General features: G+C 62.9%; 21 protein-coding genes and 1 pseudogene. 10 read left to right on the top strand and 12 right to left on the bottom strand.

The genetic code is table 11. The features are described from left to right. Positions 1-70: 70 nt before the first annotated feature. Complete coding sequence (locus tag CKW24_RS10785) at positions 71-1,387, bottom strand: Na+/H+ antiporter family protein (RefSeq protein ID WP_177440618.1); 1,317 nt, start codon at positions 1,385-1,387, stop codon at positions 71-73. 47 nt (positions 1,388-1,434) lie between these two features. On the opposite strand from CKW24_RS10785, the pseudogene CKW24_RS28635 reads away from it, so the two are divergent. Together CKW24_RS28635 and CKW24_RS28630 are read left to right on the top strand one after the other, a co-directional pair. Then, positions 1,435-2,910: pseudogene (locus CKW24_RS28635) on the top strand (HAMP domain-containing protein); the annotation flags it as partial. A gap of 102 nt (positions 2,911-3,012) precedes the next feature. After that, complete coding sequence (locus CKW24_RS28630; protein WP_371917584.1) at positions 3,013-3,768, top strand: methyl-accepting chemotaxis protein; 756 nt, start codon at positions 3,013-3,015, stop codon at positions 3,766-3,768. Positions 3,769-3,817: 49 nt separating this feature from the next. Here the strand turns inward: CKW24_RS28630 and CKW24_RS10775 are convergent, their stop codons facing one another. From CKW24_RS10775 to CKW24_RS10760, 4 genes are read right to left on the bottom strand one after another with little or no spacing between them, the layout of a single operon-like run. After that, positions 3,818-5,131 (bottom strand): sensor histidine kinase, encoded by a 1,314-nt coding sequence (locus tag CKW24_RS10775; RefSeq protein WP_095167758.1) that lies wholly within the window; start codon positions 5,129-5,131, stop codon positions 3,818-3,820. Continuing rightward, a complete protein-coding gene (locus tag CKW24_RS10770; RefSeq protein WP_095167756.1) occupies positions 5,128-5,796 on the bottom strand; it encodes a response regulator transcription factor in 669 nt (222 codons plus the stop codon). The genes CKW24_RS10775 and CKW24_RS10770 overlap by 4 nt, the downstream gene beginning before the upstream one ends. Positions 5,797-5,799: 3 nt before the next feature. Next, a complete protein-coding gene (locus CKW24_RS10765) occupies positions 5,800-6,111 on the bottom strand; it encodes a PepSY domain-containing protein (protein WP_095167754.1) in 312 nt (103 codons plus the stop codon). Next, positions 6,111-6,419, bottom strand: a complete 309-nt coding sequence (locus CKW24_RS10760; RefSeq protein WP_095167752.1) for a PepSY domain-containing protein — start codon at positions 6,417-6,419, stop codon at positions 6,111-6,113. Before CKW24_RS10760 ends, CKW24_RS10765 begins: the two co-directional genes overlap by 1 nt. 166 nt (positions 6,420-6,585) lie before the next feature. Here CKW24_RS10760 and CKW24_RS10755 point away from each other — a divergent pair, with 166 nt between their 5' ends. The 4 genes from CKW24_RS10755 (at position 6,586) to codA (ending at position 10,878) form a co-directional block, all read left to right on the top strand. Then, entirely contained in the window at positions 6,586-7,665 is a 1,080-nt protein-coding gene (locus CKW24_RS10755; protein WP_095167749.1) for a patatin-like phospholipase family protein, read from the top strand. A 94-nt stretch (positions 7,666-7,759) separates the two neighbouring features. Beyond that, the gene (queD, locus tag CKW24_RS10750) at positions 7,760-8,116 is read left to right on the top strand and encodes a 6-carboxytetrahydropterin synthase QueD (RefSeq protein WP_007955941.1); all 357 of its coding nucleotides are present in this window, start codon (positions 7,760-7,762) and stop codon (positions 8,114-8,116) included. A gap of 232 nt (positions 8,117-8,348) precedes the next feature. Beyond that, positions 8,349-9,620 (top strand): cytosine permease, encoded by a 1,272-nt coding sequence (gene codB / locus CKW24_RS10745; RefSeq protein ID WP_095167746.1) that lies wholly within the window; start codon positions 8,349-8,351, stop codon positions 9,618-9,620. 13 nt (positions 9,621-9,633) lie between these two features. Then, on the top strand, positions 9,634-10,878 hold the full coding sequence (codA, locus tag CKW24_RS10740; RefSeq protein ID WP_095167744.1) for a cytosine deaminase: 1,245 nt from the start codon (positions 9,634-9,636) through the stop codon (positions 10,876-10,878). Between the two features lie 238 nt (positions 10,879-11,116). Here the strand turns inward: codA and CKW24_RS10735 are convergent, their stop codons facing one another. Then, a complete protein-coding gene (locus tag CKW24_RS10735) occupies positions 11,117-12,109 on the bottom strand; it encodes a diaminopimelate epimerase (RefSeq protein WP_095167742.1) in 993 nt (330 codons plus the stop codon). 159 nt (positions 12,110-12,268) lie between these two features. Between CKW24_RS10735 and CKW24_RS10730 the strand changes: the two genes are divergently transcribed. Next, positions 12,269-13,420 (top strand): MFS transporter, encoded by a 1,152-nt coding sequence (locus CKW24_RS10730; protein WP_095167740.1) that lies wholly within the window; start codon positions 12,269-12,271, stop codon positions 13,418-13,420. A 63-nt stretch (positions 13,421-13,483) separates the two neighbouring features. Here CKW24_RS10730 and CKW24_RS10725 read toward each other — a convergent pair whose 3' ends face one another. From CKW24_RS10725 to CKW24_RS10705, 5 genes are all read right to left on the bottom strand, one after another. Next, positions 13,484-15,934, bottom strand: a complete 2,451-nt coding sequence (locus CKW24_RS10725; protein ID WP_095167739.1) for a TonB-dependent receptor — start codon at positions 15,932-15,934, stop codon at positions 13,484-13,486. 97 nt (positions 15,935-16,031) lie between these two features. Further along, a complete protein-coding gene (locus CKW24_RS10720) occupies positions 16,032-17,006 on the bottom strand; it encodes a FecR family protein (protein WP_095167738.1) in 975 nt (324 codons plus the stop codon). A 40-nt stretch (positions 17,007-17,046) separates the two neighbouring features. Next, positions 17,047-17,547: a sigma-70 family RNA polymerase sigma factor gene (locus CKW24_RS10715; RefSeq protein WP_095167737.1), complete on the bottom strand. Its 501-nt coding sequence runs from the start codon at positions 17,545-17,547 to the stop codon at positions 17,047-17,049. Positions 17,548-17,662: 115 nt separating this feature from the next. Continuing rightward, complete coding sequence (locus CKW24_RS10710; protein ID WP_095167736.1) at positions 17,663-18,043, bottom strand: type 1 fimbrial protein; 381 nt, start codon at positions 18,041-18,043, stop codon at positions 17,663-17,665. A gap of 202 nt (positions 18,044-18,245) precedes the next feature. After that, positions 18,246-19,391 carry an MFS transporter gene (locus tag CKW24_RS10705; RefSeq protein ID WP_095167734.1) on the bottom strand — a complete coding sequence of 382 codons (1,146 nt, stop codon included), beginning with the start codon at positions 19,389-19,391 and terminating at the stop codon, positions 18,246-18,248. A 98-nt stretch (positions 19,392-19,489) separates the two neighbouring features. Between CKW24_RS10705 and CKW24_RS10700 the strand changes: the two genes are divergently transcribed. From CKW24_RS10700 to CKW24_RS10690, 3 genes are all read left to right on the top strand, one after another. Then, positions 19,490-20,254, top strand: a complete 765-nt coding sequence (locus tag CKW24_RS10700; protein ID WP_095167732.1) for a helix-turn-helix transcriptional regulator — start codon at positions 19,490-19,492, stop codon at positions 20,252-20,254. A gap of 138 nt (positions 20,255-20,392) precedes the next feature. Then, positions 20,393-20,782, top strand: coding sequence for a VOC family protein (locus tag CKW24_RS10695; RefSeq protein ID WP_095167730.1), 390 nt, complete (start codon positions 20,393-20,395; stop codon positions 20,780-20,782). A gap of 27 nt (positions 20,783-20,809) precedes the next feature. Next, complete coding sequence (locus CKW24_RS10690; protein ID WP_095167729.1) at positions 20,810-21,205, top strand: GFA family protein; 396 nt, start codon at positions 20,810-20,812, stop codon at positions 21,203-21,205. A gap of 8 nt (positions 21,206-21,213) precedes the next feature. Here the strand turns inward: CKW24_RS10690 and CKW24_RS10685 are convergent, their stop codons facing one another. Then, the gene (locus CKW24_RS10685; RefSeq protein ID WP_095167727.1) at positions 21,214-22,656 is read right to left on the bottom strand and encodes a mechanosensitive ion channel domain-containing protein; all 1,443 of its coding nucleotides are present in this window, start codon (positions 22,654-22,656) and stop codon (positions 21,214-21,216) included. Between the last annotated feature and the right edge of the window lie 114 nt (positions 22,657-22,770).

Below are 22,770 nucleotides of genomic sequence, written 5' to 3'. Positions count from 1 at the left end.
GGATGAATACAAGCACCGCAAGCGGGCGCCGCAAGCGAGCGCCGCCCCTGCAACAAGCTTGACTGCCGGGTTACAACACCATCGCCGCCACCCAACCAAACGCCAGCAACGGCAGGTTGTAGTGCAGGAACGTCGGGACCACGGTGTCCCAGATATGGTGATGCTGGCCGTCGATGTTCAGGCCCGAGGTCGGCCCCAGGGTCGAGTCGGAAGCCGGTGAACCGGCGTCGCCCAGCGCACCAGCAGTGCCGACGATGCAGACGATGGCCAACGGACTGAAGCCCAGTTGCACGCACAGCGGCACGAAGATCGCAGCCAGGATCGGCACCGTGGAAAAGGACGAGCCGATGCCCATGGTCACCAGCAGCCCGACCAGCAGCATCAGCAACGCACCGACACCCTTGCTGTGGCCGATCCACGCCGCCGACGTCTCAACCAGGGTCTGCACCTCGCCGGTGGCCTTCATGACCTCGGCGAACCCAGAGGCGGCGATCATGATGAAACCAATCATCGCCATCATCTTCATGCCTTCGGTGAACAGATCGTCGGTCTCGCGCCAGCGCACCACACCCGATACCGAGAAAATCAGGAACCCGGCCAAAGCGCCGATAATCATCGAATCCAGCAGCAACTGGATGATGAAGGCGGCGGCAATCGCCAGCCCTGCCACCATCAAGGTCAGCGGGTTGTACTGGACTGCCACCTGCTCGACCCGCTCGATTTTCTCCAGGTCATACACGCGTTTCTTGCGGTAGCTGACAAACGCCAGCAACAACCCGAACACCATGCCCAACGCCGGAATACCCATGGCGTGGGTGACGTTGACGCCACTGATGTCGACGCCGCTCTTGGCCACGTTGGCCAGCAGAATCTCATTAAGGAAGATATTGCCGAACCCCACCGGCAGGAACATGTACGGCGTGATCAAGCCGAAGGTCATGACGCAGGCGATCAAGCGGCGATCCAGTTGCAACTTGGTCAGCACATACAGCAGCGGTGGCACCAGCAGCGGGATAAAGGCAATGTGAATCGGCAGGATGTTCTGCGAGGCGATCGCCACCACCCAGAGCAAACCGATCAGCAACCACTTGACCTGGCCGCCGCCGTTGGCGTCCTGCCGATCCACCAGGGCCAGGGCCTTGTCTGCCAGTGCATGGGCCAGGCCAGACTTGGCAATCGCCACCGCAAAGGCGCCGAGCAAGGCGTAGGACAACGCCACGGTCGCGCCGCCGCCCAGGCCACTGTTGAAGGCCTTGAGCGTCGCTTCCATACCCAGGCCGCCGGTCAGGCCACCCACCAGGGCGCCAATGATCAGCGCGATCACCACATGCACGCGGGACAGGCTGAGTACCAGCATGATGCCGACCGCGGCAATTACTGCATTAATCATCGTTACCTCAAGGCACAGTCGCCGCTGAACGCGGCGCAAACGGGATGAGTCCGGCCTGCCAGCTGCAAGGGCCGACACCGGATGGAATAGAGGTTTTATTAGAGGGCGCGCACTGTGCCGCAGCCCGCCGCGCTTGTCAAAAGCTACGCGGTAGTTGGTACAGGACTCAAGAAAGCGCTGACGAGGCCGTTACAGGTCCAGGTCTTGGATATTTATCGATTAAGGGCGCCTCCATGTCACTCAGACAGCTGTCGATTCAATGGAAAATCACCCTGCTGGCCGGGCTGTGCCTGGCCGGTATCGTGACCTTGCTGGTGGGCCTGTCGCTGTATCGCATGGAGCACAGTTCCGAACTGGTCAAGGCGTCGAGCATGAGCATGCTCAATGAAGCGGCCCAGTCGCGCATCGAAGCCCAGGGCGAAGTCCAGGCGCTGGGGATTCGCCAGCAGTTCATGGACGCCTATCAATATGGCCATGGCTTCTCGCGCCAGGTACTGTTCCTGCGCGAACAGGCCGAGAAACGTTTCCTCGACGCCTTCGACCTGCGCGAAGACCTGACCCGCCAGGTCAAGTCGGCGCTGCAGGCCAACCCGCAACTACTCGGGCTGTCGCTGGTGTTCGAAGCCAACGCCCTGGATGGCAAGGATGAGCTGTTTGCCGGCCAGGATGAACTGGGCAGCAACGACAAGGGCCGCTTTGCCCTGTACTGGTCGCAGCCGACCGCCGGCAAGTTGAACTCAATGGCGCTGCCTGAAAGCGACATGGCCGACACCAGCACCGGCCCCAGCGGCGAACCGGCCAATGCCTGGTTCACTTGCCCGCGCGCAACCCTCAAGCCCTGCGTGATCGAACCCTACTTCTATGTGATCGATGGCCAGAACGTGCTGATGACCAGCATCGTCTTCCCCTTGCTGGCGGATGGCAAAGTCATCGCCTCGCTGTCGGTGGACATCAACCTCAACAGCCTGCAGGCCGTCAGCCAGCAGGCGAGCCGCGAACTCTACGACGGCCAGACGAGCGTCAGCATCCTCAGCCCCGTCGGCCTGCTCGCCGGCTACAGCCCGGACGCCAGCAAACTCAGCCAGCGCCTGGGCACGGTGGACCAGGACGGCAGCGAACTGCTGCGCATGCTGGGCACCAGTAACCAGACCCAGAGCCTGCGTAGCCAGCAGCAACTCAAGGTGCTCTCGCCGTTCGAACCGATTCCCGGCGGCAAGGCCTGGGGGGTGTTGCTCGACGTGCCGCAACAGGTCGTGGTCGGCCCGGCGCAAGCCCTGCAGGCCGAACTCGACGCCACCAACACCACCGGCACCCTGATCGAGTTGGGCCTGGGCCTGATAGCCGCGGTCATCGGCCTGCTGCTGGTGTGGCTGATGGCCCGCAGCGTGACCCGGCCGATTCTCGGCGTGGCCCAGATGCTCGAAGACATCGCCAGCGGCGAAGGCGACTTGACCCGGCGCCTGGCCTACGACAAGCAGGACGAACTCGGGCAACTGGCCGGCTGGTTCAACCGCTTCCTCGACAAGCTGCAACCGATCATCGCCGAGGTCAAACGTTCGGTGCAGGACGCCCGCAGCACCGCCGACCAGTCCTCGGCCATCGCCACCCAGACCAGCGCCGGGATGGAGCAGCAGTATCGCCAGGTCGATCAGGTGGCCACCGCCTCCCACGAAATGAGCGCCACCGCCCAGGACGTCGCCCGCAGTGCAGCGCAGGCGGCACAAGCGGCGCGCGACGCGGACCAGGCAACCCGCCAGGGCCTGACCGTGATCGACCGCACCACCGCCAGCATCGACAGCCTGGCCGCCGACATGAGCACGGCCATGGTCCAGGTCGAAGGCCTGGCGGCCAACAGCGAGAAAATCGGATCGGTGCTGGAAGTGATTCGCGCCATCGCCGAGCAGACCAACCTGCTGGCGCTCAACGCCGCCATTGAGGCCGCGCGCGCCGGGGAAGCCGGGCGCGGTTTTGCGGTAGTGGCCGACGAGGTGCGCAACCTCGCCCGCCGCACGCAAGAGTCGGTGGAGGAAACCCGCCAGGTGATCGAGCAACTGCAAAGCGGCACCCAACAAGTGGTCGGCGCAATGGGCAACAGCCACCGTCAGGCCCAGGGCAGCGTCGAGCAGGTTGGCCAGGCCGTGACCGCACTGCGCCAGATCGGCGACGCGGTGACGGTGATTACCGACATGAACCTGCAGATTGCCAGTGCCGCCGAAGAACAGAGCGCGGTGGCCGAAGAGATCAATAACAACGTGGCAACCATCCGCGACGTGACCGAGTCGCTGTCGGGCCAGGCCAATGAGTCGGCGCGGGTCAGCCAGTCGCTCAACACTCTGGCCAACCAGCAGCAGAGCCTGATGGATCAGTTCCGGGTGTAATCCAGCGCCAGTGGGGCGAACAGACGCGCCCCACTGGCCTGATCGGCTATCAGATCCTGGGTAACTCGATCACTACCCGCAATCCGCCCCACTGGCTTTCTTCCAAGCGCAATATCCCGCCCCACGCCTCGACGATATCGCGCACGATGCCCAAGCCCAGGCCATGCCCGTTGGTCTGTTCATCCAGGCGCGTACCGCGGCTGAATACCTGGTCGCGCTGGGCTTCGGGAATCCCCGGGCCATCGTCTTCGACCGCCAGCACAAAGCCCTCGGGCGCCTGCGCCACGCTCAGGCGCACCTCGGCGTCGGCCCATTTGCAGGCGTTGTCCAGCAAGTTGCCGAGCAATTCCAGCAAGTCCTCGCGATCCCACGGCAGGTGCAGACCGGCCGGCGCGACGTAACTGAGGTCCAGGTGTTCGCCGTGAATCATGTTCAAGGTAGCCAGTAACCCCGGCAGCTCGGCATCGCAATCAAACAACGCACCGGGTAAGGCGTCACCGGCCAGTCGCGCGCGGTTCAGTTCACGGTTCAAGCGCTGCTGCACCTGCTCCAGTTGCGTTTGCAGGACTTTACGCAGCTCGGGATGGGCATCCAGCTTGTCGCTGGAAGCCAGGCTCAGCAACACCGCCAACGGGGTCTTCAGCGCATGGCCGAGGTTGCCCAGGGCATTGCGCGAGCGCTTGAGGCTGTCTTCGGTGTGCGCCAGCAGATGGTTGATCTGCGCCACCAGGGGTTCCAGTTCTTCGGGGACCTGGGCGTCCAGTTGCGAGCGTTGCCCCTGTTGCAATTGGGCGATCTGCTCGCGCGCGCTTTCCAGCGGGCGCAGGGCGCGGCGCACGGTGATCCGCTGCAACAGCAGAATCAGCAGCAGGCAGGCCAGGCCGAGGCCGAGGCCGATCTGACGCATGCGCCGGAAGCTCTCCTGCACCGGGGTGTAGTCCTGGGCCACGCTGATGGAGATCGACTGGCCCAGACGCCGGTAGTCCGAACGCAACACCAGCAGCTGTTGACCCTCAGGCCCTAATTGCAGGTTGCTGTGCAGGCCCGGCTGCTCGAGCAACGGCAGTTCCTGGTCCCACAACGAACGCGAACGCCAGTGGGTGTCGGCAAAATCGATGCGGAAATAATGCCCGGAGAATGGCCGCTGATAGGCCGGCGACAGGCGACGCTCGTCCAATTGCACGCCTTGCGGGCCGCGCACCAGGGCCACCAGCAGGTTTTCACTGTCGTTGCGCAGGCCCGCTTCGAGGTAGCGTTGCAGCCCCTGTTCGAACAACCACAGGCTGGTCTGCACCAGCACCAGGCCGACGATCAGCAACACGCTGATCAGGCCCAGGCTCAAGCGCCGCTGGATCGACCTCACTGCGCCTGCCCACCGAACAGGTAGCCCTGGCCTCGACGGGTTTCGATCACGCTGCGCCCCAGCTTGCGCCGCAGGTGGTTGACGTGGACTTCGAGGACATTGGAGTCGCGCTCGGTTTCACCGTCGTAGAGGTGTTCGGCCAGGTGGCTTTTGGACAGGATCTGCTGCGGGTGCAGCATGAAGTAGCGCAACAGGCGGAATTCGGCGGCGGTCAACTGGATATCGGCGCCATCGCGAACCACGCACTGCCGGCCCTCGTCCAGGTGCAGGCCGGCGGACTTGAGCGTCGGCTGATTGGCCTGGCCGTGGGAACGGCGCAGCAGCGCCTGAATCCGCAGGTGCAGCTCTTCGGGGTGAAAAGGTTTAGTCAGGTAGTCGTCGGCGCCCGCCTTGAGCCCCTCGATGCGTTCGGCCCAGGAGTCGCGCGCGGTCAGCACCAGCACCGGCGTGGCCAGGCCACCCGCGCGCCATTGGCTGAGCACTTCCAGACCCGGCAGGCCCGGCAAGCCGAGGTCGAGGACGATCAGGTCATAGGGCTCGCTGCTGCCCTGGTACACGGCATCGCGTCCATCGGCCAGCCAGTCCACCGCGTAACCCTGGCGATTGAGTCCGGCCAACAACTCGTCGGCCAGCGGCACGTGGTCTTCCACCAGAAGCAAACGCATCGATCAATCTTCCTTGTCTTTGAGTAAACGGCCGGTCCTGGCGTCCAGGTCCAGCTCACGCACCACGCCCTGCGGGGTCAGCAGTTCGACTTCATAAATGTAGACGTCATGCTTCTCTTCCAGCTCCGCTTCCAGGAGCTTGGCGCCAGGGTAGCGGTCCAGCGCCTGCTGCAGCAGTTGCTCCAGCGGCAGGATCACCCCTTGCTGGCGCAGGCGCAGGGCTTCGTCCTGATCGAGATCGCGGGCCACTGCCAGTGAGCAGACCGCCAGTAGCGCCAGGGCACCAAGCCCATAAGCGCGCAGATTAACCTTCATTACGTATCCTGATGATCCTTGAGTAGCTGCCCGCTGACAGCGTCCAATTCCAGGTCCCACTGAATGCCTTGTTGATCACGCAACTCGATCTGGTAGATGTACTTGCCGTACTCTTCTTCCAGTTCGGTTTCAGTGATGGTCGCGCCGGGGTGTTTGGCCAGTGCGCTGGCATTGAGCTTCTCGAAAGACACAATGGTACCAGCGTCACGCAACCTCAGGGCCTCATCCGGTCCCAAGTCACGGGCGTGGGCCAGGCTGGCCGTCAGGGCGATCAGGCTGGCGGTGAACAGGGTGGTCAGGGTTTTCATGGGCGGTCTCCAGATCGGTATGGGCCCAGACTAACGGCAGCAACTTAATTCAAACTGAATCGCCATCATTGATGGACGACGTACACCAACCCAGCAGGAGCGCGGCTTGCCGGCGATGGCGTCCCCAGGATGCCCCGCAAGCCTGGCTGCACTAAGCGAGAGCTGTATGAGCGCTATCCATATCAAATTCCCGGCCCTGACCCTCAAGGCCGGACCGCGGGCTTTCACGCGGATTCGGCAACAGGGCCTGAACGCGATGCACGTGGGCACGCTGCCCGGTGCCGCCGGTGGGCCCAAAGCCCTGGGCATCCAGGGCCTGGACCTGGCGCTGTTCGGCGAGTGGTTGCCGGCCGCGCCCCGTGAGCGCTCGCTGATTGGCGCCTCGGTGGGTTCCTGGCGCTTCGCCAGTGCTTGCTTGCCGGACGCCGCCGAAGGTATCCAGCGCCTGGGCCAGCTCTACACCGAACAGCATTTCAGCAAAGGCGTAAGCATGGCGCAGATCAGCCAGAGCTCGCGGCGCATGCTCGATGAACTGCTCGATGGCCGCGATGCGCGGATCCTCGACAACCCCCACTACCGTTTGAACATCATGGTGGTCAGGAGCCACGGCCTGCTGGCGGACGATCACCGCGGCCGCCTTGGCCTGGGGCTGTCGTCGGTGATCGCCGACAACCTGCGGGGACGCGCACGCTTGTCGCGACATTTCGAACGGCTGATCATCCATGATCCGCGCCTCGCGCCGCCGCTCAATGCCCTGCACGACTTCCCTTCGCGTTATGTCGCGTTGAATGCCAGCAACTTGCGCCAGGCCTTGCTCGCGTCGGGTTCGATCCCGATGGTCATGGAGGGCGTGCGTGACCTGCCGGGGGCCGGAGCCGGGACCTTTCGCGACGGTGGCCTGCTGGACTACCACCTCGATTTGCCCTACAGCGGCGACGACATCGTGCTTTATCCGCACTTTACCGACCGGGTAATTCCTGGCTGGTTCGACAAGACCCTACCCTGGCGTCGCGCCTGCCCCCAGCGCTTGCAGGATGTGCTGTTGCTGGCACCGTCCAAGGACTACCTGGCCCGCCTGCCCTACGGCAAACTCCCGGACCGCAACGACTTCAAGCGATTCATGGATGATGCCCCCGGCCGCCAGAAATACTGGCGCACCACCATGCAGGAAAGCCAGCGCCTGGGCGACGAGTTCCTCGAACTGGCCGCCAACGGCCGCCTGGGCGAGCACTTGCTGACCCTTTAGTCAGTGTTTTCCCGCAAGCGTTATTTCAAGCTGTTAAACTCGCGGCCAGCCCCATCGCCGCGGGCGATAGCCACCTGACAGAGCTCAAACCACTGTGGAAATTTTCAAAGAATTCACCTTCGAGTCCGCCCACCGCCTGCCCCACGTTCCGGACGGCCACAAATGCGGGCGCCTGCACGGCCACTCGTTCAAAGTGGCGATCCACCTGAGCGGTGACCTCGACCCGCACACTGGCTGGATCCGTGACTTCTCGGAAATCAAGGCGATCTTCAAGCCGCTGTACGAGCGCCTCGACCACAACTACCTGAACGACATCCCTGGCCTGGAAAACCCGACCAGTGAAGTGCTGGCCAAGTTCATCTGGAATGAACTCAAGCCACTGCTGCCGGAACTCAGTGCAATCCGCATCCACGAGACCTGCACCAGCGGTTGCATCTATCGCGGCGAGTGAGCCAGGCAGTCGAAAAAACCACCGTCCCGGTGGTTTTTTTATGCCTGTAGTTTGGCGCTCCTTGTGACTGAAGACGCGCTCCCACTTGGGTCCGGTGTTTGGTCAGGTGCACCGCTTTCGAGCCCGCCTTGGGCCAAATACCCGCGCTCGACTATAAGTAATAGGGCCATCACCGGCTTTGGCATGAGCACTGCAACACCCCCGCGTCCTCCTCTCTCGCAAGGAACGCCATATGACGCAGAACGATCCGGGCAATGACTACCCTCTCAGTGAGGTGCCGATGCATGCCCGCAAGGGCCTGATGTCGACTGCCATGGTGCTGCTGGGCTTCACTTTTTTTACCGCGACCATGTTTGCCGGCGGCAAACTCGGGGTGGCATTCAGTTTTGCCGAAATGATGACGGTGATTGTCCTCGGCAACTTGCTGCTGGGCATGTATGCCGCAGGCCTGGGCTACATCGCCTTCAAGAGCGGCCTCAACTCGGTGCTGATGGGACGTTTCTGCTTTGGTGAACTGGGCAGCAAGCTCAGCGACCTGATCCTCGGTTTCACCCAGATTGGCTGGTATGCCTGGGGCACGGCCACGGCTGCCGTGGTGCTGGGCAAATATTTGCAGTTGAGCGACGGTACGGTGCTGGGGCTGATGGTGCTGTTCGGCCTGGTGTTCTGCGCCACGGCCTATGTCGGCTATCGCGGCCTGGAAATCCTCTCCTACATCGCGGTGCCGGCGATGATGCTGCTGCTGATGCTGTCGATGTGGGTTTCCACGCTGCAGATCGGTGGCCTCGACGCGCTGCTGGCAGTGGTGCCGAGCAGCCACATGGACTGGTCGACCGCCATCACCCTGGTGTTCGGCACCTTTGTCAGCGGTGCGACCCAGGCCACCAACTGGACCCGCTTTTCCCGTTCCGCCCGGGTCGCGGTGCTGGCGAGCCTGATCGGGTTTTTCCTTGGCAACGGCCTGATGGTCCTGATCGGTGCCTATGGGGCCATCGTCTATCAGCAACCGGATGTGGTCGAGGTCCTGCTGTTGCAAGGGTTCGCCATCGCTGCGATGGCCATGCTGCTGCTCAACATCTGGAGCACCCAGGACAACACCATCTACAACTTCGCCGTGGCCGGCTGCAACCTGTTGCGCACCCGGCGGCGCAAAACCGTGACCCTGGCCGGCGCCGTGATCGGCACTCTGCTGGCGCTGCTGGGCATGTACGACATGCTGGTCCCTTACCTGATCCTGTTGGGCACGGTGATTCCGCCGATTGGTGGAGTGATCATGGCGGACTTCTTCTACCGTTATCGTGGCCACTATCCGCGCCTGGCCGATGCCCGGCTGCCGGCCTTCAACTGGGCCGGACTCGGCGCCTATGCAGTCGGCACCCTCGCCGCGTTCGGCTCGCCGTGGGTCGCGCCGCTGGTAGGGATCGGCGCTGCCGCGCTAACGTATGTGGCATTGACCTGCGTCCTGGGGACCCGTACCTCCAGCGCAGCACTACCAGATCTATAAAGGGATTCGCCTGATGCACATCATCAACGCCCGCCTGCGCAACCGTGAAGGCTTGCATGAGCTGCACCTGGAAAACGGCCTGATCAGCGGGATCGCCCGCCAGACCGAGGCACCGACCCTGGGCCCCGACGACCTCGACGCGAACGGCAACCTGGTGGTGCCGCCTTTCGTCGAGCCGCACATTCACCTCGACGCCACGCTGACCGCCGGTGAGCCGCGCTGGAACATGAGCGGCACGCTGTTCGAAGGCATCGAATGCTGGGGCGAGCGTAAGGCGACCATTACCCAGGAAGACACCAAGACCCGGGCGAAAAAGACCATCAACGCCCTCGCCGCCCATGGCATCCAGCATGTGCGCACCCACGTCGATGTCACCGACCCGCAACTGACCGCGCTCAAGGCCATGCTCGAAGTGCGCGAAGAGAGCCGGCACCTGATCGACCTGCAGATCGTCGCCTTTCCCCAGGAAGGCATCGAGTCCTACCGCAATGGCCGCGAGCTGATGGAGGAAGCGATTCGCCTGGGCGCCGACGTGGTGGGGGGCATTCCGCATTTTGAATACACCCGCGACCAGGGCGTCAGCTCGGTGAAATTCCTGATGGACCTGGCCGAGCGCACCGGCTGCCTAGTGGACGTGCATTGCGACGAAACCGACGACCCGCACTCACGCTTTCTCGAAGTGCTGGCCGAAGAAGCCCGCAGCCGCGACATGGGTGCGCGGGTGACCGCCAGCCACACCACGGCCATGGGCTCCTACGACAACGCCTACTGCGCCAAGCTGTTTCGCCTGCTGGGGCACTCGGGGATCAGTTTTGTCTCCTGCCCGACCGAGAGCATTCACTTGCAAGGGCGCTTCGACAATTTCCCGAAACGCCGGGGCGTGACCCGGGTCAACGAGTTGCTCGAAGCCGGCATGAACGTGTGTTTTGGCCAGGACTCGATCGTCGACCCGTGGTACCCACTGGGCAATGGCAACATCTTGCGGGTCCTGGAAGCCGGCCTGCACATCTGCCACATGCTCGGCTACCGCAACCTGCAAAGCTCGCTGGACCTGGTGACCGAAAACAGCGCCAAGGCCATGGCCCTGGGCGACCGCTACGGGCTGGAACCGGGGCGGCCAGCCAACCTGCTGATCCTCTCGGCCGACAGTGACTACGAAGTGATCCGCAGCCAGGGATTGCCGCTGTACTCGATCCGCGGCGGCAAGGTGTTGATGAAACGCCAGATGCCGGTGGTCGAGATGTTTGGCTCGGCTTGATCCGATCGGCCTCATCGCGAGCAAGCTCGCTCCCACAAGGGGCCAGGCATGGCAAAAATCACCCTGTGCGAGCCTGCTCGCGATGGTCGTCAACGATAACGCGTGCTGCCTGAAACAACGCGTCGCCCTCAGGTTCTTCGCGAGCAGGCTCGCTCCTACAAAGGTTTGCTGGGTGTATGCGGGATTTGTGGGCAGCCTTAACCCTTGTGCGAGCTTGCTCGCGATGGCGGATCTGAATTCACCGGATCAAGCGCGCCGTCCCGAACAAGCTGACCCGGTTCAACTCACCGTCTTGCTCTTCGAGCAACACTGGGGCCGTGCCGCCGGGCATCACCACCGCTACCGTGCCCGCGGTCACCCAGCCGACGCTCCACGCGGCACAGGCCACCGCGCTGGCGCTGGTGCCCGAGGACGCGGTCGGGCCTTCGCCGCGTTCGAACACCCGGGCACTGAGGCGGTTGGCCGATTCGCGCATTGCCCATTGCAGATTGACCCCGGCGGCACAGGGCTGCCCCCCGCCGCTGGGTGGGGCGAATGCAATGCGAGTCAGGTCGTCCGCCAGGCCGGGAGCGGCCATCTGCAGGTTGCTCGGCAGCCCGTCCGCCTGGGTCACCAACGTCACGCAATGGGGGTTGCCGATGCGCACGAATTGACTGTGTTGCCACTGAGGATTGACCCGGGCCAGCTGTGGCACATGGCTCAGTGGTCGCTGATTCAACTGCGCCGCTGACACTCCCTGAGCCGCCACCGCCGGCGGGCCGAACTGAGGCTTGCCCAGGTCCAGCCAAAACCCTTGCACAGCCTCGACTTCGGCCGCGTGTACCGAGGTTTGCACGGGCGACCGGGCGTTGCCCTGGTCATGATGGACCTTGAGCAGACTGCAGCCCTCGGCCAGCATCAAGCCCTGCTCGGTCAGCGCCTGGGCGAAGATGGTCAAGCCATTGCCGCTGCGCTCGGCCAGGGTCCCGTCGGTGTTGACGATCAACAGGTCAAAGGGCGCGGCCTGTTGAAATGGGCCGACCAGCAAACCATCGCTGCGATGGGCCTTGGCCCCGTCTGGCCGCGTGCCCGTCGCCCAACTGCAGCAGGCCAGGATCGCCCGTGAAGTCCAGGCCATTCGTTGTTGCGCCGCCTCGGCGGCGGTGTCAGGCAGGTCGATCCCCAGTTCGCGCAATTGCTGGGGGCTGACCACCGCATAGATGTTCCCGCGTGCATCAAACAACGAGGTCATGAACAGATCCTGGGTTGAGTCTGGAGTGATTGCCCACTGTAGGCGATTTCCTCGGATCAACGAACCGCCTGGTGACGAACCCCGAGGTCGTCTGACGGTCACTGATGTGCAAGGATGTGCCCCTGTTTGTCGCTTCCATTGAAAGACCAAGGATTTTCCATGACCGCCATCACGTCACCCGCCCAGGTAATTCCTGGGCGCCTCGAGCAGATGTCGACCCGCATCGCATTCTTCATCGCCGGCTTTGGCATTGCCGCGTGGGCGCCGCTGGTGCCCTACGCCAAGGCACGGGCCGGGCTGGATGAAGGCACCCTCGGCCTGCTGCTACTGAGCCTGGGGGTCGGCTCGATCCTGGCGATGCCGCTGGCCGGCGTGCTGGCGACGCGCTTCGGCTGTCGGCGCGTGCTGACCGGCGGCACGCTGCTGATCTGCCTGGCGCTGCCGTTGCTGGCGACGGTGTCCACGGTGCCCCTGCTGATTGGCGCGCTGTTCCTGTTCGGTGCCGGTCTGGGTACGGTGGACTCGACGACCAACCTGCAGGCGGTGATTGTCGAGCGCGCCAGCGGCAAGACCATGATGTCGGGTTTTCATGGCATGTTCAGCCTCGGTGGGATTGTCGGCGCGGCGGGGGTCAGCGCCCTGCTGGGCCTGGGCATTTCTCCGCTGGGGGCGATGGCCGTGGTGATCCTGATGCTCCTTGCGGCCCTGTTCAAGGCCGCGCCCCATCTGCTGACCTACGGCAGCGAAAGCACCGGGCCGGCGTTTGCGGTGCCCCACGGGATCGTGCTGTTCATCGGTGGCATGTGCTTCATCGTGTTCCTGGCTGAAGGCGCGGCACTGGACTGGAGCGCGGTATTCCTCGCCCAGGAGCGTGGGATCGACACGGCGTATGCGGGATTGGGGTATGCGGCGTTCGCCCTGACCATGACCATCGGACGCCTGACCGGCGACCGGATTGTCCGCCGACTGGGCGCTACCCGGGTGATCGTGTTCGGTGGCCTGACCGCCGCCGCGGGCTTGTTCCTGGCGACCTTTGCCCCGAGCTGGGAAGCGGCCCTGGTGGGCTATGCGCTACTGGGCGTGGGCTGTTCGAACATCGTGCCGGTGCTGTACACCGCGGTCGGCAAACAGACGGTGATGCCCGAAAGCATTGCCGTGCCGGCTATCACCACCCTGGGTTATGCCGGCATCCTCGTTGGGCCCGCAGTGATCGGTTTTGTCGCCCACGCCAGCAGCCTGAGTTTTGCCTTTGGCTTGATGGCGCTGTTGCTGGTGGCAGTGGCCATTGGCGGGAAAGTGTTGAAGGTGTGACAGCATCGCGAGCTGGCTCGTTTGTGGGAGCGAGCCTGCTCGCGATGAAAGCACTGCGGCCTATCAGAAACCAACGCTGGCCTGGACGAAGAAGGTCCGTGGCGCACCCACGTACATCCCCGCATTGTTGTCGCTGGAGCGGGTGAAGTACTGCTTGTCGAAGAGGTTTTTCACCCCGGCGCCGAGCTTCAGGTTCGACAGTTGCGCGCCAAAGTCATAGCCGCCACGCACGTTCCAGGTCACATAACCCGGGATGTCGCCGTACTGTCCGTCGGCAGTGCCTTCGGTGATGTAGTCGCCGCTGAAACTGCCATCGGCATTCACCGCCGTGCCCGGTGAGTGCTGCTTGGACTGGGCGAACGCATCGACGTTGTAGGTCCAGCGGTTGACGTCGTAACGCAGGCCGACGGTGGCTACCTGACGGGAGTAGAACGGCAGGTCACGGCCCTTGAAACCCGGGATCTCGCCTTCATACACGGCGCGGGTGTAGGTGACCCCGGCATTGGCGGTCAGGCCATCGAGCCGTGGGTCGAGCGCGGCCATGTCGTAGTGCACCGAGGCTTCAATGCCCTGGTGGGTGGTGGCGCCCAGGTTGGTCCAGCCGGCATCGTTGCTGATGTATTGCAGCTCTTCGTCGAAGTCGATGTAGAACAGCGTCACTTCAGCGCCCCACACATCATCGTTGTAGCGCGTACCGATTTCGTAGGTCTTGGCCTTTTCCGGGTTGAGGCCGCTGGCGGTCTCGTCACCCGAACCGCCCTGGCCCAGCTGGAAATACTGCAAGGCGCCGAACGAGGTTTCGTAGTTGGCGAACAGCTTCCAGGCATCGGACAGGTGATACATCACGCTCAAGGCCGGCAGCGGTTCATGGCTGTCGATGCTGCGGCGTTTCTCCTGCACCGGTTTGCCCGACGTATCGAGCACCGGGCGGTCGTGCCACTCGGTGCGGATGTCTTCAAAACGAATGCCCGGGGTCACGGTCCAGTTGCCGACATCGATTTTGTTGTCGACGTAGAACGCGTTGGCTTCGGTGCCGCCGGTGCGGTCCTGGTACACGTGGCCGTCGGAGGTCGGGGTCTGCACCGGCTGGTTGTTCACCAGCGCCAGGCGGCTGGCCTGTTCGTGCATGCCCTCCTTGAGGTAGCGATAACCAACGCTGACTTCCTGGGAAGTCGGACCGACATCGAACACATGGGACACCCGTGGCTCGATGCCGAAGGTGTAGTAGGTGCGCGGGTAGGAACTCAGGGTTTTCTGGTCGCGGGCGGCGATGGTGCTGCCGCGAAAACTGTCGGAGTAGTAGGTCAGCACTTCGGCCTGGGTACGATCGCCGATCAGCCGCGCCCACTTGAAGGACACGTCCTTGCGCCGACCGGCGAAGTTGTCGTGGTCGCGCACCGACTGGTAGGGATCTTCGTCGTACTGTTGCTGGGTCAGCCCGCCGGGCATGTCAGCCTTGGCGTCGTAGTAGTGGAAGTTCAGCGAAAAATCGTCGACATCGGTGGGCGCCCAGTGAGTCTTGAGGATCACGTCGTCGATGTCGTTGTCGTTATTGCTCTGCCGATAGCCGTTGCCGTTGACCCCGGAGTACAACAGTGCCACGCCCATGCCGTTGTCCGCGGTGCCGCCGAGAAACGCCGTGTCGATGTGCTTCCAGCCACCGCGCTGGGAGGTTTCCAGGGTGCTGCCGATTTCCCCGGTGGCTTTCTCCGGGATGGCCCGGGTGACGAAGTTGATCACCCCGCCGACGTTCTGCGGACCATAACGAACCGACCCTGCGCCCCGTACCACGTCGATGCTGTCGAGGTTGCCGGAAGAGATCGGCGCCATCGACAATTGCGGCTGGCCGTAAGGGGCGAAGGCGGCCGGGACACCGTCGATCAACACCGTGGAGCGCGGTGACAGGCGCGAGGTCAGGCCGCGCACGCCGACGTTCAGGGAGATGTCACTGCCACCCGTGCCGTTGGCGTCCTGGACCTGCACCCCGGGTACGCGCTTGAGCACGTCGCCGACGGTCATCGCACCCTGCTCGACCATGGCTTCACGACGGATCACCGTGCGTGCACCGGGGTGGTTCTGCACCACCGCCGCATTGGCGTCAGCCAGCCAGTCACCGACCACGGTGATGTCGGTCACCCCCAGTTCCAGCGGACCCGCTGCGGATGTCGAAGTGGCGGCCGGGCTCAGGGTCACCGAACCCTGGTCGATCGAGTACTCCAGGCCGCTGCCCTGCAGCAACTGGCGCAAGGCTTGCTCCGGCGACAAGTTGCCGTCTACCGCCGGCGCCTGCTTGCCGGCCACCAGTTGCGGATCGAAAAACACCTGCAGGGAGGTCTGCTGACCCAGTTGGCTCAGGGCCGCCCCCAGGGGTTGCGCTTGAATCTGGATATTGCCGCCAGCCGCCTCGGCATACGCCAGCGGCAGGCCCGCATTGACGGCCAGTGCCAGCGCCAGGGGCAGCCAACGGGAAGAAAGCGTGGCGGGTTTGTTGTTTTTCGCGCGGGGGTTTTTCACGTCGAACCTTGTCCTGTTGATCGCAAATAGGTGCGGCTGTTAATGCAAACCAGTTGCAGTTGGACAAGAAGACGAAGAACTCGAAAAAAACCTGAATCTATCGCGCAATTATTTCCTGGCTGCCGTCATCGCGGGTCCGGATCGCCACCGGCAGGATGCTCGGCAAGGCCTTGAGCAAGGCCTCGGTGTTGTCAGTCTTGAACACGCTGCTCAGGCGTAGATTGCCCACCGCTACGCTGCCCACGGTCAACGGCCGCTGCCGATAGCGCGAGACTTCTGCTGCCACTTCACTGAGGCTGGCATCGTTGAACACCAGCTTGCCGCTGCGCCAGGCGGTCAGCGCCTGGGCATCGACCGCCCGGGCCGGGGCGACCCGACCCTGAGCGTCAACCCGGGTTGCCAGTCCCGCCGTGAGGCTGACGAATTCACTGTCGCGCCCCTGCACCTTGACCCTGCCCTGCTCCACCACCACCCGCGTTTCCTGAGCGTCGCGGCGTACATCAAAGCGAGTGCCCGTGACCGTCACCTGGCCCGTGCCCGCCGCCACCACAAAGGGCCGGCTGCTGTCGTGCGCGACGTTGAACATGGCCTCGCCCTGGGTCAGTTCGATGCGCCGCTGGTCGCCCTGGAAATTCACCCGGACCTGGCTGCGACTGTTCAGCTCGATCAGCGAGCCGTCCGGCAAGCTCACCTGGCGTCGCTCGCCCAAGACGGTGGAAAACTCTGCACGGTAACTGGCCGGACCACCCAGGCCATTGAACAGGCCGAAACCCACCGCCACCACCAGCACACTGGCTGCCACCGCATACTGCAGCAGTGGTCGGCGCTTGAGCTGCGTGGGTGGGGTTGCGCACAGGGCTTGCAAGCGCGCCTTGGGCACCAGCTCGGTGGCACGCCACAGGCCTTGCAGCAGTTGATATTCGTCGCGGTGCTGCGGGTGTTGCGCCAGCCAGGCGTTGAACCGTTGCTGGTCGCCTGGGTTCAGCGGTGCATCCTGCACACGGGAAAACCACAGCGCCGCCTCGTCGCGAACCGTGGTCTGTCCGCACGCGCAATCATGGTTATCCATCATGCAAGGTCCTGTCGGGCGGTGGCTGGAAATGGCTGGCTGTTCATGGCGCAGCCCCGTCGAGGCGCTCACGTAGATGCCGCAGGGTGCGGATCATATACTTTTCCACCATGTTTTTAGACAGTCCCAGGCGTTCGGCGATTTCCGCCTGGGTCAGCCCTTCGAGCTTCTGCCAGATGAACACCTTGCGACAGTTGGCGGGCAACTCGGACAGCGCCCGCTCGATGCAGTCTGCCAGCTGGATCGCGTGCATGTAGTGCTCCGGGTCATCGCTCGACGACCCACGAGGATCCAGCGCCTCGGACTCCATGGCGCCCCGCCGGTCCTCACGCCGATAACCATCCACCGCGATGTTGCGCGCAGTCTGGTGCAAATAGGCCCGCGGCTGCTGCACCTGGCTCGAGTCGGATTCCAGCACCCGCACGAAGGTGTCGTGGGCCAGGTCCTCGGCTTGCTGGCGATTTCTCAACCGGCGCGTCCAGGTTCCGACCAACTCTTCGTAGTGCTCGAAAAATCCGGGTCTGCGGGGCAGCTTGGGGGTCATCACGGCGTGCTGTGGTGGCGAGGGCGTGAATAGTAATGCTTCCTATTAATGCCGGCAATGCACCGCCCAGACCACTCATCCTCTCAACCCTTGCCTGCATTCGTTGTACCCGCTCTCAAGGCATGATCAGGGTGATCAGGTAATTACCCGAGCGTAGCGGCTTGCCGGTTTCGTCCACTAACTGATACTGCTGATCGAAATACCGACTGTCCCGCCCAGTATCGGACAGCAACTTGGCCTTGACCGCCGAAGCGTCACGCGCCGTGACATGACTCACCGGCATCACCCGTCGTGCCTCGATAGTCGTACCCCGGCTCTGCGCCGGGCACCCCGTCAGTGCCACTACGGCACCCGCGCCCGTGCTCGAGGTGCAGGCGGGTTCGACAATCGCACCCTGAAAGTGGATAACGCCCAGGGAAGGCGCGCTGGCAGCTATACACGGGCCATTGAATGCAGCGTACAAACCGATTCCGAGCAACATCTGCTTGCCGTTCATGATCAACGCTCCTTAGGGGGTTAAGGACTGCATCGGCAAGTCTGGCTCAAATCTTGAGTTTTTAAAGCCACAGCGGTTTTTTGTGGAGGGTCGGGGGGAGGATTTCACGGTGCTTGTCAGCCAGGTCCACGGCAAATATGACAATCACGATCATTCGCGTGCTTCCAGCTTCTATCCCCCCACGAACCAGTAAAAACAACTGCTATCGGTCGTAGATCAGGTCAAGCGGCTGGGCCTGCCAGCTCAACAGTACCGCCACCCCAGCGCAGGCCAGCAGCGTGCCGCCCAGGTTCTGACTCCAGCCCGCGAGCATCAGGCCACTGCCTATCAACATGTAATACATCAATCCAAACAAGGCGCCGGCAGTCCCCAAGCGATCGCGATAAGCCGCCAGTGCTGAACCCAGGATATTGGGGATCGCCATGCCAAACGCCATAACCACCAACAACATCGGCGCTAGGAACCAGACACTGGCGTGCAGTCCTTGTACCCCTATCGCCCCCAGCAACGCCACCATCCCAGCCATCGCGATCAGGTGTTGTCCCTTAACAGAGCGTTTGAGCAACTGCGTGTTCAACACCGCTCCCAGTCCCGATCCAAGGGCAAGAATCACTCCGCTATAGCCAAACAGTTCCGGACTCAGTCCCAGGCGTTGAAACTCGAAGGGCGCGAGGCTGTAGTAGCTGAAAAGCGCAATGTTGAATACCGCCACCAACAATGCTGAACGCCAGATCGCGATGTCCTTGAGCATCAGCCACAAGGTTGCGAACAGGGGGGGTGCGCAACGGCGCTCAGGTCGCGTCTCGGGCAAAGTCCAGGCACACCAGGCGACCAGGGCCAATGCCAACACCAAAAGACAAACCTGCACACCTCGATAGCCAAATTCGCTAACCAGCGTCATACCGGCAAAGAGACCCAGCGCCGGACTGATTGCCAGGGCCATGCCGACCAGAGAGAACACGCGCGCCAACGCCGCCCCCTCGAAAAGGTCCCGCAACACTGTTTGTGTCCCCACCGAACCGACCGCAGCACCGAAGGCTGCCAGTGCTTGCACCGCCAGCAGAACACTGAAGGTGTTGGCCACCAGGGCCATGACCGAGGCGACGGCATACACTGCCAGGCCCGCGAGCATCGTGGGTCGTCGACCGATCTGGTCACAGGCTCGCCCCCACACCACCACGCCGGCGGCGAATGCCAGAAAGTACACTGATAGAAGTTGGGCGGCGACGGCAGGCGTCACCCGAAATACTTGTCCGATATCGGTTAACGCCGGACTGTAGAGGGTTTGTGCGACCTGCCCAAACATCAACAGGGCAATGGCCAGGCGTAGCAAATTACTGGTGTCCATGACGGCTCACTCACCTAAAGGAATGGTGGTGATTTTAAAGTAGCGTTGTTGACGTATTATCTTGATCAGGACAAAAAACCACTAAGATCGGACAATGTATGGCATGGCTTGAAGCCCAGGCATCTTTCGACCCGGACGTATATCCCGCCGAGGTCATTGGCATTGCAGCCTGCCTGGGCAACCATGACTCAGGCCTGCATGAGCACGAACGCGGGCAGTTGTTGTTCACCCGCCAGGGCTGCACCCGGATCACCCTGGCCGGACAGCTGTGCCTGTTGCCCCCATCGCGCGCGGCATGGATCCCGCCAAGGGTCAGCCATCGCGCAGTCATGCAACACAGCGTCGATTACCGATCCGTTTACCTGACTGCGCAGCTGTCTGCATCGTTACCCCGCAAGGTCTGCGTGATCGAGGTCAGCCCGTTGCTGCAGGCGGTGCTGGAACCGATTGCCATGGCCCCGTTCGATACCGACTGGCAACAGGGCAAGTTCATGCATCTGCTGCAATTGTGTCTGGGTGAAATCCGTGAGGCCAGCCTCCAGCCGATGCTATTGCCCCTGCCTTGGGATCATCGTTTGGCGCCCTTGCTGACCACGCTCGAGGACCTGCCGCCACAGTTAGACGTATTGGCCACAAGAGTGGGTGCCAGTAGCAAAACCATTGGACGGATATTCCAGCGGGAAACGGGCATGGGCTATCAGCAATGGCGCCAGCAGTGGCGTCTGATGCGCGCCATCGAACTGCTCGCCACCGGTCGCAACATCAGCTACAGCGCTTTCGAATTGGGGTTTGCCAGCGACAGCGCGTTCATCGCATTTTTCAAAGCCATGACCGGTACGACACCCGGCGTCTACTTCCGATAACGGGAGTTGCACACTAGAACGGCAAATACCGGCAGCGACCTGCCGCAGCGCTACGGCGTCAGCAAGAACCTCGCAGGCCCGCAGAGCAACATGCTAGATTCGCGCTTCAACCGGCACGACAACAAGGAATGTTCACCGATGAAGTTCGGCTACCTGATTATCTACGTCCCCGATGTTCGCGCGTCCCTCGAGTTCTTCTCCTCGGCCTTCGGCCTGGCCACACGATTCATCCATGAGTCGGGCACCTACGGCGAACTGGAAACCGGCGAGACCGCCCTGGCCTTCGCCGCCGATGAACTGGCCGGGATGAATTTCAGCGCTGGCCACGTCTCGGCCCACGCCAGCGCCAAACCACTGGGCATGGAAGTCGCCCTGGTCACCGACGACGTGCTGGCGGCCCATGCTCGTGCATTGCAGGCCGGCGCCCAGGAGATCGCCGTGCCGGTGCACAAACCCTGGGGACAAACCGTGTCCTACGTGCGCTGCCCGGACGGCACGCTGGTGGAACTCTGCTCGCCGATTGCTTGACGAACACCCTCACCACGGAGCGTGCGCATGCCCAACATCAGCTATCAAGGCGGGTGCCTGTGTGGCTGGATTCGCTACACGGCCATGGGTCCTGCGGACAATCCCCACACCTGTTCGTGCAGGAACTGCCAGCAGCACAGCGGAGCGCTGACCGCGACCTGGGTCGAGTTCCCCCGCGCCAATGTCACCTGGACGGGCCCCGGTGGCCTGCCCGCTACTTTCCGCTCATCGGACTATTCCAGCCGGGCATTCTGCGCCCGCTGCGGCAGCTCCATCGGCGCGCTCGACGACGCCCCGACTGTCGCCCTGTTACTCGGCGGTTTTGATCAGGCCGATCAGCCAGCGCTTGCCCCTACGGCTCACTCATTTACCGATGGCTGCCCTGCCTGGTGGAAGATCAACGACCCGACTCAAGGCCACTGACAAGGTGGCTACCCGCGACGACGCAACCACTGTAGAAAACCTTTCTTCGCCAGTACCTTGGGCACTTCCTGGCTCAGGGTCTGGGCGCTGTGCAAGCGGTAGTCGAGCAAAGCTTGGATTGCTTCGCTGATGTCATGGCGGGCGTCGAGGCAGGGTTTGAGGTAGGCCTTCTCGATGCGGTACAGGGTGCAGAAGGTCTTGGCCGAAAAGTCCGCCGGCAGCGAGGCATCGGAAAGGATGCCGGCTTCGCCGATCACCTCCCCCGGCCCCATGCGCCCGGCTTCGAACGGGCTGCCGTCGCGAGTGAGGCTCACCGAGACCACGCCCGATTCGATGATGAACAAATGATCGCTGACCTCGCCCGCGGGCAGGATCATCTCGCCGGCACGCAAAGTTACGAGCTGCATGTTCTGGCTGAAGGTGTCTTTTTCGTCCGGGCGCAGGGTGGAGAATATGCTCGAGCTTTCCAGCAGTGCCCGCGGCCTCGAGTAGCCTTCTGGTGCCTGGTTTTCCGCGCTGGACAAAAGACTCACACCCGAAGCCTGCAAGTGCCGGAAGGCTAGGTCGAACAAGGCATTGCGCGCTTCACGCTTGTGCAGCATAGAGCTGACAAAAGCGCTGATCTCGTACTCCACGCCGCTGCTGCTGGCACTTTTCAAGGCCACGCTGGGGGCGGGTTTCGCGAGCAATTGCCGGCAACCCTGCATCGCCCGCTCCAATGCTTCGATCACCGTTTGCGGGCGGGCATGGGGGCTGACCTGCACGCTGACCGCAATGCCGAAAATGTCGCTCGGGCGGCTGAAGTTGATGATCTTGGCCTTGGCCGCCAGTGAGTTGGGAATCACCGCCATGCTGCCCTGGGAGGTCTGCAGGCGCGTGGCACGCCAGTCGATGTCGATGACCCGGCCTTCCATGCCGTCGATGGAGATCCAGTCATCGAGTTGATAGGGTTTAGTGGTGTTGAGCACGATCCCCGAGAACACGTCACTGAGGGTACTTTGCAGCGCCAGGCCGACAATGATCGCCACCGCCCCGGAGGTGGCCAATACCCCCTTGACCGGCAGGTCGAGGACATAGGCCAGCGCGGCAATCACCGCAATCAGGAAAATCACCGCGCCGAGCAGGTCCTGCAACAATCGCCCGGTATGCCCGACGCGCTGCATCATCAGCGCGCCGATCAGCACCGTCAGGGTTCTCGCAGCGAACAGCCACCAGCCGATCTGCAGGCCGGTCGCCGCCAGGTGCAACGGCACATTGTCCGGCCAGGGCGCGGTCTGCAGCGGGTTCAGGCCTTCGTTGAACAGCACCATGCTGAACAGCGAGAAAATCAGCACCCGCACCAACAGCTTCCAATAGCTGCTACTGGCGCTGAGCAACCGCCACAACAGCATGTCGAGAAGAATCAGGGCCAAGGCGCAGATCAGCGGATGATCAGTAAAAAAGGACAGCATCGAACCACTCCAGCCAAGCCAATGCCGTGACGACTGCACGGATTGGGCACAGTGTAGGAGCAATTGAGGGCAGGCAAAGAAGCGACCGCAGAAAAACCTGTAGGAGCAAGCTTG

The sequence above is a fragment of the Pseudomonas sp. Irchel 3H3 genome (assembly GCF_900187635.1).
Classification (GTDB): domain Bacteria; phylum Pseudomonadota; class Gammaproteobacteria; order Pseudomonadales; family Pseudomonadaceae; genus Aquipseudomonas.
The sequence above is the reverse complement of the archived record's forward strand: the minus strand, read 5'-3'. Positions and strand labels throughout refer to the sequence as shown.

What these genes read in the sequence shown, in the direction of transcription:
- CKW24_RS10760 (WP_095167752.1), bottom strand. Translation starts at nt 6,419, where the DNA reads ATGAAAACCCTGACCACCCTGTTCACCGCCAGCCTGATCGCCCTGACG.
- CKW24_RS28630 (WP_371917584.1), top strand. Translation starts at nt 3,013, where the DNA reads ATGGAGCAGCAGTATCGCCAGGTCGATCAGGTGGCCACCGCCTCCCAC.
- CKW24_RS10685 (WP_095167727.1), bottom strand. Translation starts at nt 22,656, where the DNA reads ATGCTGTCCTTTTTTACTGATCATCCGCTGATCTGCGCCTTGGCCCTG.
- CKW24_RS10755 (WP_095167749.1), top strand. Translation starts at nt 6,586, where the DNA reads ATGAGCGCTATCCATATCAAATTCCCGGCCCTGACCCTCAAGGCCGGA.
- CKW24_RS10765 (WP_095167754.1), bottom strand. Translation starts at nt 6,111, where the DNA reads ATGAAGGTTAATCTGCGCGCTTATGGGCTTGGTGCCCTGGCGCTACTG.
- CKW24_RS10700 (WP_095167732.1), top strand. Translation starts at nt 19,490, where the DNA reads ATGGCATGGCTTGAAGCCCAGGCATCTTTCGACCCGGACGTATATCCC.
- CKW24_RS10705 (WP_095167734.1), bottom strand. Translation starts at nt 19,391, where the DNA reads ATGGACACCAGTAATTTGCTACGCCTGGCCATTGCCCTGTTGATGTTT.
- CKW24_RS10690 (WP_095167729.1), top strand. Translation starts at nt 20,810, where the DNA reads ATGCCCAACATCAGCTATCAAGGCGGGTGCCTGTGTGGCTGGATTCGC.
- CKW24_RS10695 (WP_095167730.1), top strand. Translation starts at nt 20,393, where the DNA reads ATGAAGTTCGGCTACCTGATTATCTACGTCCCCGATGTTCGCGCGTCC.
- CKW24_RS10715 (WP_095167737.1), bottom strand. Translation starts at nt 17,547, where the DNA reads ATGACCCCCAAGCTGCCCCGCAGACCCGGATTTTTCGAGCACTACGAA.
- CKW24_RS10720 (WP_095167738.1), bottom strand. Translation starts at nt 17,006, where the DNA reads ATGATGGATAACCATGATTGCGCGTGCGGACAGACCACGGTTCGCGAC.
- CKW24_RS10730 (WP_095167740.1), top strand. Translation starts at nt 12,269, where the DNA reads ATGACCGCCATCACGTCACCCGCCCAGGTAATTCCTGGGCGCCTCGAG.
- codB (WP_095167746.1), top strand. Translation starts at nt 8,349, where the DNA reads ATGACGCAGAACGATCCGGGCAATGACTACCCTCTCAGTGAGGTGCCG.
- codA (WP_095167744.1), top strand. Translation starts at nt 9,634, where the DNA reads ATGCACATCATCAACGCCCGCCTGCGCAACCGTGAAGGCTTGCATGAG.
- CKW24_RS10770 (WP_095167756.1), bottom strand. Translation starts at nt 5,796, where the DNA reads ATGCGTTTGCTTCTGGTGGAAGACCACGTGCCGCTGGCCGACGAGTTG.
- CKW24_RS10735 (WP_095167742.1), bottom strand. Translation starts at nt 12,109, where the DNA reads ATGACCTCGTTGTTTGATGCACGCGGGAACATCTATGCGGTGGTCAGC.
- CKW24_RS10710 (WP_095167736.1), bottom strand. Translation starts at nt 18,043, where the DNA reads ATGAACGGCAAGCAGATGTTGCTCGGAATCGGTTTGTACGCTGCATTC.